This window comes from Arthrobacter sp. NPDC056886 (assembly GCF_042788715.1).
In the GTDB taxonomy this organism is placed as follows: Bacteria; Actinomycetota; Actinomycetes; order Actinomycetales; family Micrococcaceae; genus Arthrobacter.
The window spans coordinates 225,468-243,642 of record NZ_JBHUBT010000004.1 but is presented as its reverse complement, the minus strand read 5'-3'; the positions used below and the strand labels follow the sequence as shown (position 1 = coordinate 243,642).

At 67.6% G+C, this 18,175-nt stretch carries 16 protein-coding genes; 8 read left to right on the top strand and 8 right to left on the bottom strand.

All coding sequences use genetic code 11. From position 1 onward, the window contains the following. Window positions 1-180: 180 nt before the first annotated feature. Window positions 181-1,101: a hypothetical protein gene (locus tag ACFRJ8_RS09285; RefSeq protein ID WP_377985820.1), complete on the top strand. Its 921-nt coding sequence runs from the start codon at window positions 181-183 to the stop codon at window positions 1,099-1,101. 115 nt (window positions 1,102-1,216) lie between these two features. Here the strand turns inward: ACFRJ8_RS09285 and ACFRJ8_RS09280 are convergent, their stop codons facing one another. Then, a complete protein-coding gene (locus ACFRJ8_RS09280) occupies window positions 1,217-1,747 on the bottom strand; it encodes a hypothetical protein (RefSeq protein ID WP_377985819.1) in 531 nt (176 codons plus the stop codon). 186 nt (window positions 1,748-1,933) lie between these two features. On the opposite strand from ACFRJ8_RS09280, the gene ACFRJ8_RS09275 reads away from it, so the two are divergent. Both ACFRJ8_RS09275 and ACFRJ8_RS09270 read left to right on the top strand, forming a co-directional pair. After that, window positions 1,934-2,434, top strand: a complete 501-nt coding sequence (locus ACFRJ8_RS09275; RefSeq protein WP_377985818.1) for a sigma-70 family RNA polymerase sigma factor — start codon at window positions 1,934-1,936, stop codon at window positions 2,432-2,434. After that, complete coding sequence (locus tag ACFRJ8_RS09270) at window positions 2,431-3,114, top strand: zf-HC2 domain-containing protein (RefSeq protein ID WP_377985817.1); 684 nt, start codon at window positions 2,431-2,433, stop codon at window positions 3,112-3,114. The genes ACFRJ8_RS09275 and ACFRJ8_RS09270 overlap by 4 nt, the downstream gene beginning before the upstream one ends. Window positions 3,115-3,190: 76 nt before the next feature. On the opposite strand, the gene ACFRJ8_RS09265 is transcribed toward ACFRJ8_RS09270, so the two are convergent. Both ACFRJ8_RS09265 and trmB read right to left on the bottom strand, forming a co-directional pair. Then, the gene (locus ACFRJ8_RS09265) at window positions 3,191-3,997 is read right to left on the bottom strand and encodes a DUF1206 domain-containing protein (protein WP_377985816.1); all 807 of its coding nucleotides are present in this window, start codon (window positions 3,995-3,997) and stop codon (window positions 3,191-3,193) included. A gap of 103 nt (window positions 3,998-4,100) precedes the next feature. Continuing rightward, window positions 4,101-5,057: a tRNA (guanosine(46)-N7)-methyltransferase TrmB gene (gene trmB, locus ACFRJ8_RS09260; protein WP_377985815.1), complete on the bottom strand. Its 957-nt coding sequence runs from the start codon at window positions 5,055-5,057 to the stop codon at window positions 4,101-4,103. A 95-nt stretch (window positions 5,058-5,152) separates the two neighbouring features. On the opposite strand from trmB, the gene ACFRJ8_RS09255 reads away from it, so the two are divergent. Further along, the gene (locus ACFRJ8_RS09255) at window positions 5,153-6,415 is read left to right on the top strand and encodes an MFS transporter (RefSeq protein WP_377985814.1); all 1,263 of its coding nucleotides are present in this window, start codon (window positions 5,153-5,155) and stop codon (window positions 6,413-6,415) included. Window positions 6,416-6,493: 78 nt separating this feature from the next. Here the strand turns inward: ACFRJ8_RS09255 and ACFRJ8_RS09250 are convergent, their stop codons facing one another. Next, window positions 6,494-7,783 carry an MFS transporter gene (locus ACFRJ8_RS09250; protein WP_377985813.1) on the bottom strand — a complete coding sequence of 430 codons (1,290 nt, stop codon included), beginning with the start codon at window positions 7,781-7,783 and terminating at the stop codon, window positions 6,494-6,496. A 24-nt stretch (window positions 7,784-7,807) separates the two neighbouring features. Further along, the gene (locus ACFRJ8_RS09245) at window positions 7,808-9,073 is read right to left on the bottom strand and encodes a M20 family metallopeptidase (RefSeq protein WP_377985812.1); all 1,266 of its coding nucleotides are present in this window, start codon (window positions 9,071-9,073) and stop codon (window positions 7,808-7,810) included. A gap of 185 nt (window positions 9,074-9,258) precedes the next feature. Here ACFRJ8_RS09245 and ACFRJ8_RS09240 point away from each other — a divergent pair, with 185 nt between their 5' ends. Beyond that, on the top strand, window positions 9,259-10,290 hold the full coding sequence (locus tag ACFRJ8_RS09240; RefSeq protein ID WP_377985933.1) for an Lrp/AsnC family transcriptional regulator: 1,032 nt from the start codon (window positions 9,259-9,261) through the stop codon (window positions 10,288-10,290). Between the two features lie 194 nt (window positions 10,291-10,484). Continuing rightward, window positions 10,485-11,951 (top strand): MFS transporter, encoded by a 1,467-nt coding sequence (locus tag ACFRJ8_RS09235; protein ID WP_377985811.1) that lies wholly within the window; start codon window positions 10,485-10,487, stop codon window positions 11,949-11,951. Window positions 11,952-12,083: 132 nt separating this feature from the next. Here ACFRJ8_RS09235 and cycA read toward each other — a convergent pair whose 3' ends face one another. The 3 genes from cycA to ACFRJ8_RS09220 form a co-directional block, all read right to left on the bottom strand. After that, window positions 12,084-13,583 carry a D-serine/D-alanine/glycine transporter gene (gene cycA, locus ACFRJ8_RS09230; RefSeq protein ID WP_377985810.1) on the bottom strand — a complete coding sequence of 500 codons (1,500 nt, stop codon included), beginning with the start codon at window positions 13,581-13,583 and terminating at the stop codon, window positions 12,084-12,086. A gap of 553 nt (window positions 13,584-14,136) precedes the next feature. Continuing rightward, on the bottom strand, window positions 14,137-14,313 hold the full coding sequence (locus ACFRJ8_RS09225) for a CsbD family protein (RefSeq protein WP_377985809.1): 177 nt from the start codon (window positions 14,311-14,313) through the stop codon (window positions 14,137-14,139). A gap of 215 nt (window positions 14,314-14,528) precedes the next feature. Then, complete coding sequence (locus ACFRJ8_RS09220; RefSeq protein ID WP_377985808.1) at window positions 14,529-15,218, bottom strand: SAM-dependent methyltransferase; 690 nt, start codon at window positions 15,216-15,218, stop codon at window positions 14,529-14,531. A gap of 285 nt (window positions 15,219-15,503) precedes the next feature. Between ACFRJ8_RS09220 and ACFRJ8_RS09215 the strand changes: the two genes are divergently transcribed. Continuing rightward, entirely contained in the window at window positions 15,504-15,833 is a 330-nt protein-coding gene (locus tag ACFRJ8_RS09215; protein ID WP_377985807.1) for a hypothetical protein, read from the top strand. A gap of 343 nt (window positions 15,834-16,176) precedes the next feature. Further along, window positions 16,177-18,081, top strand: coding sequence for a DEAD/DEAH box helicase (locus ACFRJ8_RS09210; RefSeq protein WP_377985806.1), 1,905 nt, complete (start codon window positions 16,177-16,179; stop codon window positions 18,079-18,081). Window positions 18,082-18,175 lie beyond the last annotated feature (94 nt).

Here is an 18,175-nt window from a genome sequence, read left to right as displayed (position 1 = left end):
GCAGGTGGTCATCTGATCCATCTTACCGAGCCTTCGCAGGCCCCGGAACTTCGCCGGCGGCCGCGCAGCCGCCGCCCAAACTTCGCCTGACGTTCAACTGGGGCTGGGCTGCCCGCCGTGAAGACGGACCTACCGTGGAGACGTCCGGAGTTTCAGCAGTGCCAGCAGTAAGGATTCCCCATGACCAACGGTGAGCCCACCACCCAGTCCGCCCACAGCTACCCGACCGTGCTGACCACGGAAAGCCTCAACGGCAGAAACGACGACGTTGTCGATGCGAACGTCAACGTGGTCAACTCCATGTTCGAGGAGTTGCTGGATGCGGACGAGATCTCCCCGGCCGCGCTGCGCAGCTACTACGTGGACTTCTACCTGACGCAGGCCCTGGCCGGCGGCTTCGCGCAGTACGTTTTCACTGCGCCCGAACGCGAGGAAGTCGATCCCTACGTCCGGGAAGGGCTGGCCGCCATGGGTGCCGCCGCGCACCTGGACCTCTTCAACCGGACAGTGGCCGCCTTCGGTGCCCTGACCGACACCGACGTCGACACGTACCTCGACGGCGGCAGCGGCTGGACCGCCGAAGCCGACTCCGAGGGCGACGAACCGGGGGACGCTGTCTCCGACGCGGTTCGCGGCATTGAAGAACTGGACGGGGAATTCGGGTCGGTTCTCGAGACAGAGGACATTGTGGCGCTGAACGCCGCCTGGCTGCGCGGACAGCCGGACTTGCTGGTCCTTGCCGACGACGACCTCGACGCCCACATTGCGGGGCGGGTGGCCCGGCTTTCCGACCTCGCGGAGCGCCAGGCGGCCGCCGCCGAGGAAGCCCTCCTGGACGCGCCGGAGTTCGAACAGATCATCCGGGAGCTGTGCGACATTGCCGGCCACAGCCTAGAGCGGATCACCATGGGCGATCCCAACTACGAGCACAACGGGCAAACCACCCTGGCCTGGCACTTCACCACCGAACAGGGCGAATTCCTCATGCTGGAAGACGATGACGAGGCCTTCATGCTCAACCCCCGGACCCAGGAAATCCTCGCGGCCGTGGAGTTCGAAGACACAGCGGAGTTCGAAGAGGTCCAAGAAGCCCGCGCGTAACCAGCTTTCCCTGGTACCGCCGGCGCCTCCCCCCAAAAAGCAGGCGCCGGCGGTACCCCACAGTCTGGCCCGCCCGGTTCGCCGTCCGTATTGCCCGGACCCCCAGCCTCTGGGCCTAGCCTGCGGGCGGTGCGGTGATCATCGTTCCGGAGGGCGACACGAGGTACCAGACCCCGCCGACGCCCTGGCCCGTGATGTCTCCGGGGCCCTGGTCTTTGGCGTAGTAGTAGATTGGCATCCCGTTGATGGTCACCTGCATCTTTCCGTCAGCCGTCTGAATGGTTCCGATCTTGCCGGTGACGCCGTTCACGGTGGGGGTGGCCGTTGTCGAGGTGACCGGAGGCCACGCCACGAGGCAGTCGCCGGTGCAGGCGCTGGTCCCGGAGTCTTTCGTGTCCTTGGTGAAGTAGTAGACGCTCAGTCCTTGGTCGGCCACCACGATCTGGCCCGCCTTGGACTGGGCCACCGAAAGCACCGCAGCGCCCATGGACGCGGGCGCCGAGGTGGCTGGCGCGCTGGTCTCTGCGGGAGCGGAGGTGGCCGGCGCGGCCGATGTCGGCGTCGTGGTGGTCGCTCCGCCGCCGCAGCCGGACAGTAGCGCGGCAAGGGCGAAAGCGGACAAGCCAATGCTGAGGTGCTTCTTCATTGCTGCTCCTAGGCTCGAGCCAGCCCAACTCAGAGGCCGGCGCTACCCGATACGACGGCGGGGAGCGCGGAATGGTTCAAGGCGGAGTCGACCTGTTCGTGTTGGGGCTGTCCTGAGGCACACTGAACTATTGGGTCCGCCTATACGTCATACAGGGGCAGGACAGGAAACCCCGGGAGGTGGGAAATGCCGCTGGATGAAGACGTCGTGGCTGCGATTTACCGCGACCATGGGACGGCTTTGAAGCGGTTCGTCCTCAGAGCCTCCCGGGATCCGCAACTCGCCGACGACGTCGTCCAAGAGACCGTGTTGCGGGTCTGGCAGCAGGCGCCGCAGATCACCGGCAGCCTGCGCAGCTATCTGTTTCGGACGGCCCGCAACATCATGATCGACAACTACCGCAAGGCCCAACGGCGCCCGCAGGAAGCCGGCGAACGCGATGTCCCGGATCTAACGGACGGCGCCGGACGTATCGATGACCTGCTCAACAAGGTCCTGATGGAAGAGGCGCTGCTGCGGCTCAGTTCGGAGCACCGCGAAGTCCTTGTTGCGCTCCATTACCGCCGCTACACAGTCCAGGAGGCATCCGCCCAATTGAAGATCCCCAGCGGCACGGTGAAGTCCCGGGCGTTCTACGCCGTGCGGGCCCTTCGGTCAATCCTCGACGAAATGGGGGTGCAGCGGTGAACGGGACCGAGCTGCATCACCTCCTCGGCGCGTACTTGCTCGGCGGGCTGGAGCCGGCCGAGGCCGCAGCCTTCGACCAGCACCTTGCCGTGTGTGCCGAGTGCCGCCGGGAGTTGGACGATCTCGCCAGCCTCCCCGCGCTGCTCGACGCGATCCCGGTGTCCGACGCCGTCGCGCTCACCGCGGCGGCTGCTGCCGCCCACGAGCGGACCCTGGTTCCGCCGGAACCCGTTCCCGTCCCGCGCCGGCTTCTGGACGAGCTCGCCGCCCGCCGCCGGAAAGTGCGGCGCCGGTGGACGGCGGCGGTAGCCGCAGCCGCCGCCGCATGCCTGGCGCTGGGGATCATGGCCGCTCCGCTGCTGAACCAACCCGCCAAACCGGACGCGAGCTATTCCGTTGCGGCCAGCAGCGGGATGCAGGTCACGGTGGGCCTGGTCAAGAAAACCTGGGGCACCGAGCTGGCGGTGGACGGACGCAGCCTGCCCGTTGCCGGTACCCTCTCGCTCTGGGTGAAGGACCGCGACGGCGGCGAGGACCGCGCCTGCTCGTGGACGGCCACGCCCTCCGGCAGGGTCCGGATTACCGGGGCGACGCCTGTGCAGCTGACCAAGATCGCCAGCGTCGCGCTGCGCGACGAGCAGCAGAAGACCGTGGCTGTTATCGCCGTGCCGCAGGGTTAGCGCAGTCCAGGTAGCGCAGTGTATCGCAGTGCAGGCGGGCGCATCAGGCGGGGTGCGCCCCACAGTCCGCGCGAGCCTACATCTTCGCGAGCTTGGCCCGCACCACCATGTAGATGCCGTAGCAGATCAGCCCGGCACCCACTGCGGCCAGCAAATACACGCCGAACGGCTGCTCCCGCAGGGCTTTCAGGCTGCCGTCGAGCCCGGTTGACTCTTCGGGGTGTGCCGTCACCGTGGCGATGATGATGAGCAGGCCCACCAGCAGCAGGGCGAAGCCCTTGGCCACGTAGCCCACCACGCCGATGACCGTCACTGCGGTGCGTGCCTGCGGCTGGGACGGCATGCGCAGGTACTTGATGAATGACTTCTTGAAGCCGCGGATCGCGTAGATGATTCCCGTGACGGCTATCGCGAGGCCGATGACCACCAGGAGCGCAACACCGCCCGGTGCCTTCATGAGGTGTACCGTCATATCGGACGTTGACTCGCGGTTGTTAGAGCCGGCCCCGGTGGCCACCGACGCGAGCGTCAGCGCGAACGCGGCGTACACAACGGCCTGCAGGGCTGCCTTGAGCTTCTTCCCGACCTTTTTCTTAGCCGGCAGGTGCTCGAAGTCGAAGATGGCGTCGGACGTCTGCCAGATGGCCAGCGCAACGCAGGCGGCAAAAGAGGTCCAAAGCAGCAGCGGCCCGGCCGGCTGCTTGGCGAGCTCTTGCACCGCGCCGCTGACATCGGCCTGGCCCTTGCCACCCATGGCGAGCCGGATCGCGACCAGCCCGATGAGGAAGTGCAACAGCCCCGACACGGCGAATCCGGCCCGTGCCACCACTTCGAGCGGCTTGGAATTGGTGACGTCCTCGGCGACGTCAGCGGCGTCCTTCATTTCTCGTTTGATGATCGTGTCCTTAGTGCTACCCAGCGCGGTTTGTTCCGTAATCGTGTCACGCCAAACGGCTCAGGAACAGATGCCCGCGGGCCCGGCGTGCCTAGATTCTGCGGTAGCTGAGGTCGAAGATCAGGCGTCCGGCTTCGTGCGCCTTGTTTTCGAAGCTGGTCAGAATCCGGCCCTCAAACCGCGGCGCCCAACCGCCGGTCCCGTCGATGCCCTCGTTGGGTCCGGTGTGTTCGGTGCTGACCGGCGCCCGGCCTTCCTTGACGGGCGCACCGCCCACGCGGGACTCGACGCCGGATTCCCACACCTGGGTCAGGGGGCTGTCCGCACCGGCGCGCTCGCCCTCGTGCAGGTTCTCGAACTCCGCCGAGCCCGCCATGACCTCACGGACGTGAACGGCGTAGTTGGACCAGTCGGTCGCGATCCGGAAGATGCCGCCGGGCTTGATGGCCCGGGCGGCGAGATCCACGAAGGCCGGCTGAATGAGGCGGCGCTTGTGGTGCCGGGACTTGTGCCACGGATCCGGGAAGAACACCCAGAGTTCCGTAACCGAGCCGGCCGGGAGCATGGTCGCGAGCACCTCGGGGGCATTCGCCTCCACTACCCGCACGTTGCGCAGTTTGCGGCTGTTGATCTTGATCAAAGTGTTGGCCAGGCCGGGGGTGTAAACCTCCACCGCCAGGAAGTCCGTGTCCGGGTTTTCTTCCGCGGCATGGCAGACGGCGTCGCCCAGGCCGGAGCCGATCTCCACAACCAGCGGGGCGGTCCGGCCGAATTCGGCTTCCGCGTCGAACACGTAGTCCGGGTGTACGGAGGTGTTGGCGATATGGCGGGGGACCTCAACCGCCCAGCGGTCCGAGTGCTCCTCCCAGGCTGCCTGGCGGCGGCCCTGGAGGCGCGTGCCGCGGCGCACAAAGCTCACCGGACGGCCTCCGTACGTGCCGAACGAAGCCTGGCTGCCGGGGGTGACGGGGCGCGGCAGCCGGGTCTCTTCAGGGGCGCCGGACTCCGGGTCTGCCGGCGTGCCGGGGGATTCTGGGGATTCGCTCATCCCTTCCAGAATAGTTGAGTTTGCAGGACCGGGGCGCCCCGGCGGATCCCGCGGTCCCCCGAAGAAGGGGACTGCGGGGGCGGGCGACTGCAAGAATGGGGCGGGTGACCTCAGCTGGAAAAACTGACGAGCAGGACCTTTCGGCCAGCGTCGCTGTCCGGGACGCGTCCGGACCGCCGCGGGCCGGTGGCCGCCGCATGCTCGCGTACATGGGCATCTGCCTGGTCCTGATCGGGCTGAATCTCCGCACCGTGTTTTCGAGCTTCGCGGCGGTACTGCCCGAGGTGACGGCCGACGCCGGGCTTCCGGCCTGGGCGGTCATGGTGCTCACCACCGTGCCGGTGACGCTGCTCGGCGTGTTTGCCCCGCTGGCCCCGGCGCTGGCACGCCGGTTCGGCGCCGAACGGGTGCTGCTCGGTGCCATGGCTGTGCTCACGGCCGGGCTGCTGCTGCGGCCTGTGGAGCTGCCCGCGGCCGGCCCTCTGCCGGCCCTGCTGGCCGGAACCGCCGCGTGCGGCGCCGCGATTTCACTGTGCAACGTGCTGCTGCCCGGCGTCGTCAAGCGTGACTTCCCGCACCGGCTGGGCCTCATGGGCGGCCTGTACACCACCGCGATCTGCGCCTCGGCAGCCCTTGGCGCCGGCTTCACGTTCCCGGTCTTCCGGGCGACCGGGCAGTGGACGGCGGCGCTCTGGTTCTGGGCGCTGCCGGCCGGCGTCGTCCTTCTCTTGTTCCTGCCGCTGGCGCTCCGGGCAGGTCCCGGCGCTCCGACGCGGCCGGCCGGCGACGTCAGCGTCTGGCGCTCCGCGGTGGCCTGGCAGGTGACTGCGTTCATGGTCCTGCAGGCCATGATGTCCTTCAGCGTCTTTGCCTGGCTGGCCCCGATCCTGCGCGAACGCGGCGTGGACGGCGGCACGGCCGGCCTGATCGTCTCGGCCTCGATTGTTCTGCAGATGCTGGGCTCGCTGTTCGCGCCGGCCCTGGCCACCCGGTTCCGGGACCAGCGCGCCATCAACACGGTGGTGGCGCTCATGACCGGCGGAGGCTTTGCTCTCAGCATCTTCGGGCCCCTGGACTTGATCTGGCTGTGGACCGGGCTGCTGGGCCTGGGCCAGGGGAGCCTGACTGCCGCGGCGCTGACCCTGATCATGGTCCGCACCCGCGACGGGCACACAGCGGCCCACCTCTCCGGGATGATGCAGGGCGTTGGCTACGGAGTTGGCTCCAGCGGCACCCTCCTGGTCGGCCAACTCCACCAGTCCACCGGGTCCTTTGCCGCGGCGGGCGTGCTGTTCCTGCTGGTGGGCTCGCTCGCCGCCGTGTTCGGGTACCGGGCCGGCCGGGACCGCTTCGTTTAAACAGGTTGAGCTATCAGTTGTTGCTGTTCTGAGCGTCCAGAACAGCAACAACTGATAGCTCAACCGGGCGGGACGGGATCAGAGGGTGAGATCCTTGCCCTTCGTTTCCGGGATGGTGAAGACGAAGACCGCCGAGATGGCGAGCAGCAGCACGGCGTAGACGTTGAACAGTTGCGGCATCTGCACAGTGGTGCCGAGCCACTGCTGCAGGTAGGGCGCGGTTCCGCCAAAGAGTGCCACGCAGATTGAGTAAGGCACCCCGACGCCGACTGTGCGGATGCTCGTGGGGAACAGCTCCGCGTACACGGCCGGGACGATCGCGGCGCTGGCGGCGATGAAGATCAGCATGACCGACATGCTGACGGCCAGCTGCCAGGCGGAATCCTTGAGTAGGGCGGTCATCGGAAAGTGCATGACGCCTGCGCCGATCGCGCCGGACCACAGCACCTTCTTGCGGCCGATGCGGTCCGACAGTTTGCCCCAGAAGGGCAGCGCCGCGATAAACACGATGTTGCCGATCACGCCGGCCCACAGGGCCTCGCCGCGGTCGATCTTCAGGGCGGTGGTGGCATAGCTGGGGGCGACGACACCCCAGATGTAGTAAATGACGGTCAGGCCGACGGTCAGGCCGATCACCTGCAGGGCCTGCTTGCGGTGGCGGACGATCTGCGGCCAGATCGGCGCGCGCTTCTCCGCTGCGGCCTCGCCCTCGAAGACGTCTGTTTCGTGCAGCCGGGACCGCATGATCAGCGCGTAGAGGCCCATGGCCGCGCCGATCAGGAACGGGATGCGCCAGCCCCACGCGTTCATCACTTCGGTGCTCAGGGCCATGTTCAGCACGGCGCCCAGCAGGGTTCCGAACAGGATGCCCACGGTGCCGGAGGTGTAGATCAGGGTGGCCCAGAAGCCGCGGTGTTCCTTCGGCGCCATTTCGGACAGGTACGTCTGCGACGACGGCAGCTCACCGCCGTGCGCCAGGCCCTGGATCAGTCGCGCAACCAGCAGCGTGAGCGACGCCCATACGCCCACCGCCGCGAAGGTCGGCGCGATGCCGATCATCAGGCTGCCCACCGACGCGAGCCCCACGGCCAGGGTCATGGAGGCCTTGCGGCCGATCCGGTCGCCGATCCAGCCGAACAGGAAGCCGCCGAAGGGGCGGGCAACGAAGCCGACGGCGAAAATCGCCAGCGTGGCCAGCACCGCGGACGCTGGGTCCGACTTGCTGAAAAGCTGGCTGGCGATGAACGGCGTGAACGTGGCGTAGATGGCCCAGTCGTACCATTCGACGGCGTTGCCGATGCCCGTGCCGATGAGCGTTTTGCGGGTGGATGTTCGGGTTGCCGCCGGTGTAATTGCGGTTGCAGTCATGGTCTTCTCCCTCGGGGGTGGCGGCTAGGAAAGGGTGGCGGTGGCGGCCAGGTTGGCCGCGGCGGGAGCGTCGGCTGCCGCAAGCGCGGCCAACCTCGAAATGGCGAGTTCCGCGTAGAGTGCGGCGCCGTCAGCCAGCACGCCGTCGTCGAACGTGGCGTAAGGGGAGTGATTGAACGCGGAGGTGGCGTGGTCGGCGCCTCGCGGGACGGCGCTCAGCCCGATGAACGTGCCGGGGACCTCGGCGAGAACCCTCGAGAAATCTTCGGAGCCGCTGAGCGGGGTGGCCCAGCGGGCCAGCCGGGAATCGCCGAACAGGCCCTCGATGACGTTCTCCGCAGTGTGCGTCTCGTCCTCGTCCGTGATGGTGAGCGGATACTCCTGCTGGTAGTCGACGTCGACCTCGAGGCCGTGCGCCGCGGCGATTCCCTTCAGCAGGCGCGGCACGGCCTCCATCATCTTCTGCCGGGCCTCCTCGGAGAAGGTCCTGATGGTGGCCTCGATGCGCGCGGTTTCCGGGATGATGTTGCGCTTGGTGCCGGCCTGGAGGACCCCCACGGAGAGGACCACGGGATCGAACATGTTGAACTGGCGGGTGATCATCACCTGGAGGGCGGTGACCATTTCGGCGGCCGCCGTCACGGGGTCCTTGGCCGAGTGCGGGGCCGACCCGTGGCCGCCGGCGCCGAGGACGGTGACCATCAGGCCGTCGGAGGAGCTGAGCATGACGCCGGGCTTGGTGCAGAATCTGCCGTGCGGTTCCAGTGCGGAGAACACGTGCATACCGTAGGCGGCGTCGACACGCCGGCCGGCGGCATCCAGCACGCCTTCGCGGATCATGTGGCTGGCACCGTCGAAGCCTTCTTCGCCCGGCTGGAACATCAGGACGACGTCGCCTGCGAGTTGGTGCCGCCGTTCGGCCAAGAGCGTGGCGGCTCCTGCCAGCATGGAAGTGTGGAGGTCGTGACCGCAGGCGTGCATGGCGCCGTCAATCCGGGACGTGTAGTCCACGCCCGTTTTCTCCTGCACCGGCAGGCCGTCCATGTCCGCGCGCAGCAGCACAGCCGGGCCGGAGCCCTCTCCGGTTCCGGACGACTGGCCGCGCAGTACCGCGGTGACCGACGTCGTGTCCTTGCCCAGGGTGATCTCATAGGGCAGCCCGTCCAGGGCTTTGAGCACCTTTTCCTGAGTGCGAGGCAGCGTCAGGCCGATCTCGGGTTCCCGGTGCAGTTCATGGCGGAGCCGGGCAAGGTCCGCCTGCATTTCCCGGGCGTCTGCGGTGATCGGCACGTGTTCTCCTTGTTCGTTGAAATCGCTGGGGTGTGGCTTTTGCTGGTGATTTGGCTTGGTTCGCGTCCGCTGAGGACGTCCTGCGTCTATTCTCAAGTGACATGGTTCACATGCCGTTGAAGGCCAGAAAAAATGCAAAAAAGTGCTGCTACCGCAGGTTTTGTGCATGAATGAAGGGAAGAATGATGGAACTTAGCGAGGACGACCTCGCCCTGATCAACGTCCTGCAGATTGCCCCGCGCCTGAGCTGGGCTGATGCGGCCCAGGTGCTGGGCGTTCATGCCACCACGCTCGCCGCCCGTTGGGAGCGGCTGCTGGCCTCCGGCGTTTCCTGGATCACGGCCCACCTGATCGGCGACCCCCAGCAGATGTGCCTGGCTTTCGTTGCCGTGGACTGCGAGATGAACCGTCGCGAGGAGGTCACCGCCAGGCTCGCCGAGATGCCGGAAATCGTCACAGTGGAGGAGGCTGCCAGCAACCGGGACCTCATGCTGACCGTCATTACGCCCTCCCTGGACGATTTCAGCCTGAAGGTCATCTCGCGGCTGAAGGAGATCGACGGCCTCCTCAAATATCAGACCGCTCTGTGCACCAGGTTGCACACGAGTGGCGGCTCCTGGCGGCTCAATGTGTTGAGCCGCGCACAGCAGGCCGCCGTGCGGGCTATGGCCGGCCCCGAGGCCACAGGGGTTGCCCAGGCAGCCGCCCGCGAAGCGCTGCCGGAAAGCCACCTGGCGCTCCTACCGTTCCTGGCCAGGGACGGACGGGCCTCGGCAGCGGACATTGCCCGCGGGCTGGGCAGGCACCCTGCCACCGTCCAACGTCAGCTCAACCGGGTGCTCGCCAGCGGCATCCTCTCATTCCGGTGCGAGGTGGCCCAGAAGCTATCGGCCTTTCCCGTGACTTGCCAGTGGTTCGTCAACGTCCCCGCGGGGCGGCACGAGGCGGCCGCCGCCGAGCTGAGGACCATGCGGAACGTGCGGCTCAGCGCCTCCACCACGGGGCCCACGAACTTCGTGATCATCATGTGGCTGCAGTCCTTGGCGGACGTCATGAACATCGAGGTGGCGCTGCAGCAGAAGGTGCCCGGGATCGTGCTCGTGGAAAGCGTCGTCATGCTGAGTACCGTTAAGCGCGTGGGCTGGATGCTAAACCCGGACTCCAGGGCCAGCGGCGCCGTCGTGGTTCCAGCCCAAGGGTTCGACGCGGCGGACTGATGCGGCGGACGGGCGGACTGACAGGTCAGGACCGGGGCACGGCGTGCCGCGGTTCTAAGCTGTGGGATGCTTCCACTAGACACGCTGCACCTGCTTCAGCCTCCGATTTGCTACGCCAGGAGCCGCGCCGCCAGCCCCGTCCCGCCCGGACCGGCCTTGACCTCATGCCGAGTTGAGGTTCTAGGGTTGCGTCCATGTCTCCCGATCAGGTCCCGCCCGTGTCCCGAACCGACCCGCCCGCCCGTCCGAAGTCCGTCCCGGAATCGGCCGGTATTTTTCACCGCAGCTACCTGCTGGTGACACTCGGCGCCTGCGCGCTGGTGTTCCTGGCGGCCTTCGAGTCCTTGGCGGTGACCACCATCATGCCGCTCGTCAGCCGGGAGCTGGAGGGCGCTGGCCTCTACGCCCTGGCCTTCGCCGGGCCGCTGGCCACGGGGGTGATCGGGATGGTGGCCGCAGGCAGTTGGTCGGACCGCAAAGGGCCCGTGGCGCCGCTCCTGGCCGCAGTGGGCATGTTCGTGCTTGGCCTGCTCATCGCCGGAACCGCCGGAACCATGCCGGTCCTGGTGTCCGGACGGCTGGTGCAGGGACTCGGCGGGGGCGGGCTCACCGTGGCACTGTACGTGGTCATCGCCCGGGTCTACCCGCCGGTCCTGCATCCGAAAATCTTCGCCGCCTTCTCCGCGGCCTGGGTCATCCCGTCCCTGGTGGGCCCGTTCGCGGCCGGAGCCGTGGCGGAGCTGGCCGGCTGGCAATGGGTCTTTCTCGGCGTGGTCGGACTCGTGATCCCGGCCCTGCTCCTGACGGCCCCGGCCCTGCGCGGCCTGAACGGAAGACGCGGCGCCGCCGGAGATCCGCCGGCAAACGTGGAGACCGCAGCCGGCGGCCGTCCGCCGGGCGGCCTGGCCAAGTTGGGGCTGGCGGCGCTGGCCGCGCTCGCCGTGCTGGGCCTGAACCTGTCCGCCACGGTACCGGGGGCCGGGGCGGTGCTGGCGGCGGCCGCCGTCGCCGTCGCACTTCTGGCCGTCCGTCCCCTCATGCCGCGCGGCACGCTGACCGCCCGGCGCGGCCTGCCGAGCGTGATCCTCACCCGCGGGCTCGCGTCCGCAGCTTTCTTCGGCGCCGAGGTCTACCTGCCGTACCTGCTCGTGGAACGCTACGCTTTTCCCCCGACGTTTGCGGGCCTCACGCTCACCGGCGGCGCCATCGCCTGGGCGGGGGCCTCGGCCATCCAGGGGAAGCTGGGGACCCGGCTGGGGCACCGGAGGGCGGTGCGGATCGGTTCGGTCCTCGTCCTTGGCGCCGTCGTGCTTGCCCTCGTGACAACGGTGTTGGCGTGGCCGGCCGCCGTCGCGATCGCTGGTTGGATCTTCGCCGGAGGCGGCATGGGCCTGATGTATCCGCGCCTGAGCGTCATGACGCTTGCCCTCTCCACCAAGGACACCGAGGGCTTCAACAGCTCGGCGATGTCCATTTCGGATTCCCTCGGCGGTGCCCTGGCCCTCGCCGGCACTGGGATCGTGTTCGCCGCGTTCGCGACGGCGGCTCCTTCGGCGTCGTTTGCCGGAGTCTTCGCGCTGACGGCGGTGATCGGGATCGGTGCCGTGGCCGTCGCGCCCCGCGTCGCCGTCGTCCCGGCCGCCATCAGGACACCCGCGTAGCGGCCCAGCACTGGAGCGGTCCAGCACGGAAAAAGAGCCCCGGCCGGATGATCCGGCCGGGGCTCCTTTGCATCAGCTCACCTTGGTCTCAGCGCTCTGTCGTAACAGCGCTCCTTTGTATCAGCGCAAGGATCAGGCAGCTGCGCGGGCTTCCTCCTGTGAGCGGACAGCCTTCCATTCCACAATCCGGGCCTGCTGCAGTGGGGTCTTCCGGTTGAAGTGCCAGGCTGCACCCAGCAGCAGGAACCACACGGGGGCCACGAAGAGTGCCAGGCGGGTGTCATCGGCCTGCGCCAGCGCCACCAGCATGAAGACGAAGAACGCGAGCACCACGTACGGCATGAAGGCGGAGCCGGGCATCTTGAAGGCCGAACTCTCGTGCAGGGCAGGCCGACGGCGGCGGAAGGCGATGTAGCTGATCAGGATCATGGACCACACAAACATCGTCAGCACGGAGGCCACTGAAGTGACGATGGTGAACGCGCCGATCACGGAGTCGCCGGAATAGAGCAGGATCAGGCCGGCCAGCAGGAAGATGCAGGAGAATAGCAGCGCGTTCTGCGGCACCTTGCGGATGCTGAGCTTTCCGAATGCCTTGGGTGCGTTCCCGTCCTGGGCGAGGCCGTAGACCATCCGGGACGTTGAGTAGATACCGGAGTTGGCGCTGGAGGCGGCGGAGGTCAGGACCACAAGGTTGATGACCACTGCGGCGATCCCCAGCCCGGCCAGCGTGAACATGCCGATGAACGGGCTGCTGGCGGGGTCGATGGTGCGCCACGGATTGACCGCCATGATGACCACCAGGGCGCCCACGTAGAAGAGGAGGACGCGGACCGGGATGGAGTTGATGGCCCGCGGCAGGTTCTTCTCCGGGTCCTTGGTTTCGGCGGCGGCGGTGCCCACCAGTTCGATCCCGGCGAAGGCGAAGATGGCGATCTGGAAGCCGAGGACGAAGCCGAACATGCCGTGCGGGAACATGCCGCCGTCGTTCCACATGTTGGCGAGGTTGGCTTCCGCGCCGCTCGGGGACGTGAAATGGGTGGCGATCATGACCGCGCCGGTGATGATCAGGGCCACGATGGCGACCACCTTGATGATGGCAAACCAGAACTCCGCTTCACCGAACGCCTTCACGGTGGGGAGATTCAGGAGGATCAATACCACGGGCGTGAGCAGCGCCGGGATCCACAGGGGCGTGCCGGGCGCGAGCTTGTCCACGTATCCGGAAATGGCGACGATGTCTGCCACGCCGGTGACCACCCAGAAGAACCAGTAGGACCAGCCGGTGAAGAAGCTGGCCCAGGGGCCGAGCAGGTCGCCGGCGAAGTCACTGAAGGATTTGTAGTTCAGGTTGGAGAGCAGGATTTCGCCCATCGCACGCATCACGAAAAACAGCATGAAGCCGATGATCATGTAGACGAAGATGACGGACGGCCCGGCGAGCGAGATGGTCTTGCCGGACCCCATGAACAGCCCGGTGCCAATTGCGCCACCGATGGCGAGCAATTGGATGTGGCGGTTGCCGAGGGCCCGGGCGAGGTGCGGTTCGCGGTTCCCGGCGCCCCCATTGGCGGGGGCGGCAGTGTCAGATTCTGAAATGGCCGGAGCGGCCGAGGTGGTGCGTTCAGACATGAGGCTTCTTCCTTGTCACAGGCGGCCGCAGCGGGCGGGGGTTCCGCAGTGCGGGCCGCACGGATCCGTCAGGGTGTGACGGAGGTAACAGTTTTGGCGGGTAAATCAAGGTTAGGGCCGGTAATTCGTGGTCCCTGGTGTCGCGACGGCCCCCGCAGGCGGACCGGCCGGCCGGTGATGTGCCGTGGCGCTGCCGGCGGAACGGAACTCCCGGAAGTCGGGGGAGTGGGTCCGGAACCCGCATCCTTCGCGGGCTCTAGGGGAAAAATGCGACGCCGGCAGGTCCGCCCGCTGCCCGCTCCGGTACCGCGTTTCCGCGAATCAGCCACCCGGGGACGGGTTCGACAACTGTCGACCATCTTAGCTTCAGTTGTCGTCCGCTGTCTTTTGTCACATTTTTTGCTCGGCAACGGTGCGACGACGGCGACGGAAACGGCCCCGCCGTGGGCGGGGCCGTCGCGTCGCACATTTCAGTTCTGCAGTTCAGTTGCGCCGTTCCACTGCGCGGTTCAGTTGCGTTGCACAGGTCAGTTGGGCAGCCCAGTTGGGCCCGCTACTCCTTGGCGAAGCTGTCCTCGATCCCTTCGCCGGTCTCCAGCAGCTCGGCCTGGGCCTGCTCATGCCGGCCTTCGCGCTGGAGGTCCTCATCGCCCGTCACCTTGCCGGTACCTTCCTTGGCTGCGCCGATGTGGTGGATGACCGTGAGGTGGGCCTTGTCGTCGATTCCCATGATGTTCCCTTCCGATGATTCCTAGGTCATGCGCTGTTGCTGTTCGTCCAACCGGGCCAACGGGCGCGGTCGGGGTCCAGCCACGTAGCCCTGGTGCCACTGGTGATTCGGAGCCGAACCGGAAGTGGATGGCCCGGCAATGGATCGATTCCGAGGACCGGTTCGGCGGCGTCCGTGATTTCCGGGGTCGCTGCCTCGACCGATTGCACGGCAGGCTACTGGGCGGCCAGGCGGGTGGCCCGCAGCACGGCATCGGCGAGGGTCACGGCCTCGCCCTCGGGTCCGATGGCGCTGCGTTGCCGGCTGTCCAGGACCTCGACGTGCCACAGTGGCTCCTCGATCCTGAGCTCCCGGGCAAGGTCTTCGGCGGTGAAGAACTTCTCCGGCGTATGGTGCGCGCCCCACGGAGGCAGCCCGTCGGGGTGATGGCCGACGATCAGCAGCGTCCCGCCGGTCCGGACCGCGGCGGCGGCGAGCTGCAGCGCCTGCTGCCACGGCATCTGGGTGGAATGCAGGAACTGGGCCGTGACGAGGTCGAACAATCGGTCCGGGACCCACGTGGCAAGATCCTGCTGCACCCACTCGATGGTGGCGTCCTGGCCCCTCTCCCGGGCGTGGGCGGCCGCACGCTCCAGGGCGACGGCCGAAACGTCCAGGCCGGTCACAGCCCAGCCGCGGGCAGCGAGCCAAATGGCGTCCGCACCCTCGCCGCACCCCAGATCCAGAGCGTCGCCCGGAGCCAGGTCCGCCACCTCCGCGACGAGTTGCGGATTCGGATCTCCGCTCCACATCTTGGGCCGGCTGCTGTATTTTTCATCCCACATCTGGGCCGCGGTGCCGGGCGCCGCCTGCCCGTCGGCGTCGTGCTCGTGGGTGTGGCGCTGGCTCTGGCTGTGTTTTGTCATGGTTTCCCCTCATCGCGGTATTCCGGCCGGAAGCCTTCCTGGGACACATTCGGCATGACCGCCATGAGTCGGGCCGCAGGGCTCATCCGGTCCCGTCTCTTCTCGCCGCCGTGCCCGCCCACCATGCTCCTCCGGGACGCAATGGTGGTCAATACACGCTCTGGGCTTCCCCTGGAACGCCGCGAGGCGGAGGGACACGCAGAAATCACGCCCCGGAAACGAATCCGAAACCTGTGTCGTGAATGCTGGGCACAAGAAGTTGTACATGGGGGAAGGGCAATGATCATGGACGTTGACGAAGCACGGAAAATCCACAGCTCCGCCGAGTTGAACGTGGGGGACGAGGTCGAGGCCTGGCACAACGGGAAGCTCTTCCATCGGGGCCCGGTAACCCAGACCGTCACCGGCGTGGACCTGTTCTGGATCCTGGACGCGCGCACGGGAACCCGCCGCCTCATCGACGCCGAGGCGCTCGTGATCCTGCGGCCGGCCGGCCCGGGCCCGGCCGCAGGCAAGTCACCGGAAGCGTCACGGCAGCCGGTCCACACAGCCACTCACGCGGCAGCCGGACCGTCTCATATGCCGTTGTTCCAAGCACCCAGCCTGGCGGGCTAGGGGCTGGGCCCGCGGCCGCGGATACGGGACCCGGCCCTGCCAGGTGGTAGAGTACTAGTACTTGATGTGCAGTGATGCCCACTTTGATTCGGTTGACCGGCTTCGGTCCGTCATCCGAATCCCTGCCGGATTCCTTTGGGAACTCCCACGCAGGCAGTGGGATTTTTTCATGTGAGAGGCACATCCTGCGTCGATGAACGCGTTCCATTTGGTCCCGGCGGCCGCTTGCTGAAGTTTGGCAGCAGCCCGGTTGATCACCTGACTTTTCTTCGGCGAACCCTTGAGCCAACCGGCATCGGGGGCCGATATCCACACGGATACCGCCTGAAAGACCTTGAAACACATGACTACATTCGCTGCCCTCGGCACGCCCAAAGCACTTGCCGACACCCTGACCGCCCAGGGGATCGTGGAGCCCTTCCCGATCCAGGTCAAGACACTCCCTGACACCCTTTCCGGACGCGACGTCCTGGGCCGCGGCCGCACCGGCTCCGGCAAGACCATCGCATTCGCCATCCCGCTTGTGGCACGACTCGCCGAGCGGGAAGCCAAGCACTTCCGCAAGCCCGGCCGCCCGATGGGCCTGGTCCTGGCTCCGACCCGCGAGCTGGCCACGCAGATCAACGCGACCATCGAGCCGATGGCCAAGGCCATGGGCCTGACCACCACCGTGATCTACGGCGGCATCTCCCAGGCCCGCCAGGAAAAGGCCCTGCGCGCCGGCGTCGACATTGTCATCGCCTGCCCGGGCCGCCTGGAGGACCTGATCCGCCAGCGCATCCTGACCCTCGAAGCCGTCGAGATCACCGTCCTGGACGAGGCCGACCACATGGCTGACCTTGGCTTCCTCCCGGTGGTCAAGAAGCTCATGGACATGACCCCCACCCAGGGCCAGCGCCTGCTGTTCTCCGCCACCCTGGACAACGGCGTGGATAAGATCGTCCAGCGCTACCTGTCCAACCCGCTGACCCACTCCGTGGACGACCCGCAGGCCGCGGTGACCACCATGGAACACCACGTGCTGGTGGTCAACGACCAGACCGTCAAGAAGCAGCTGATCGTCGAGCTCGCTTCCGGTGCCGGCCGCCGCGTGCTCTTCATGCGCACCAAGCACCACGCCCGCAAGCTGGCCAAGACCCTGACCGACGCCGGCATCCCCGCCGTCGATCTCCACGGCAACCTCTCGCAGAACGCCCGTGACCGCAACCTGGCCGAGTTCTCCTCCGGCGACGTCCGCGTCCTGGTGGCCACCGACGTCGCAGCCCGCGGCGTCCACGTCGACGACGTCGAACTGGTCATCCACGTGGATCCGCCCACAGAGCACAAAGCGTACCTCCACCGCTCAGGCCGTACGGCCCGCGCCGGTTCCGACGGTACTGTGGTCACGCTGACCCTGCCCGAGCAGCAGTCCGACGTCAAGAAGCTGATGAAGGCCGCCGGCGTCGAGGTCAACTTCGAGCGCGTCACCGCCAACTCCCCGCTGGTTGCTGAACTGGTCGGCGAAATGGCCGACAAGATCGATCCGCGTACCCGCGCCGCGCTGCTGGCGGCCAAGGCGGCACAGCACGGCGGCGGTAGCTCCACCGGTGCCAACGCCGAGCGCAAGCGCGCCCGCCGCACCACCCAGGCTGCACCCACCGCGGGTGGCCGTGGTGGACGTGGCGGACGCGGACGCGTCGGAGCCGAGGCCCCCCGCACCGATCTGCCGCGCGCCGAGCGCCGCGCCGTGGCCTATGAAGGCCAGGCTGCTGCCCGCAACGCTGCAGAGCGCGTCGCGGAGAAGAACGAGGACCGGGCCGAGGCCGAGCGCGCCGAGCGCCGGAATGCGCGTGGCCGTGGCCGCACCACCGCCTACGCGCACCACAACGATGTTCCGGCAGCCGGCGGCCGTGCCGCGGCCGGCCGCGGTTCGGACGGACGCGCCGCTGAGGGACGCAGCGACGCCCGGGGCGCTTCGGCTCCCCGCAGCGGAGCACCCCGCACCGGCGGCGCACCCCGCTCCGGCGCATCGGCGGGTGGCCAGCGTAACGGCCGCCCGGCAACCGGCCAGCGTGCAGCTGCCGGCGCCAAGTCCGGCGGAAGCAAAGCCGGAGGCAGCGCGGCTGTCTGGTCCTCCAACACCGGTGGCACCTCGGGCGGATCCTACGCAGGCGGCGGCAACGGCCGCTCCAGCGAAGGCCGTCCGGCCCGCGGGTCCGGCCCGCGCCGCGCGTCGGCTCCGGCCTCGAACGAACGCCGCAGCCGCTAAGGTTTCGCTTGCCCGCTACTCAAAGTAGCTGGTGACGCGCATAATGCCGGGGTCCGTGGGGAGTAGCAGCAGCGCCCGCAGGAGGGGGGAGGGA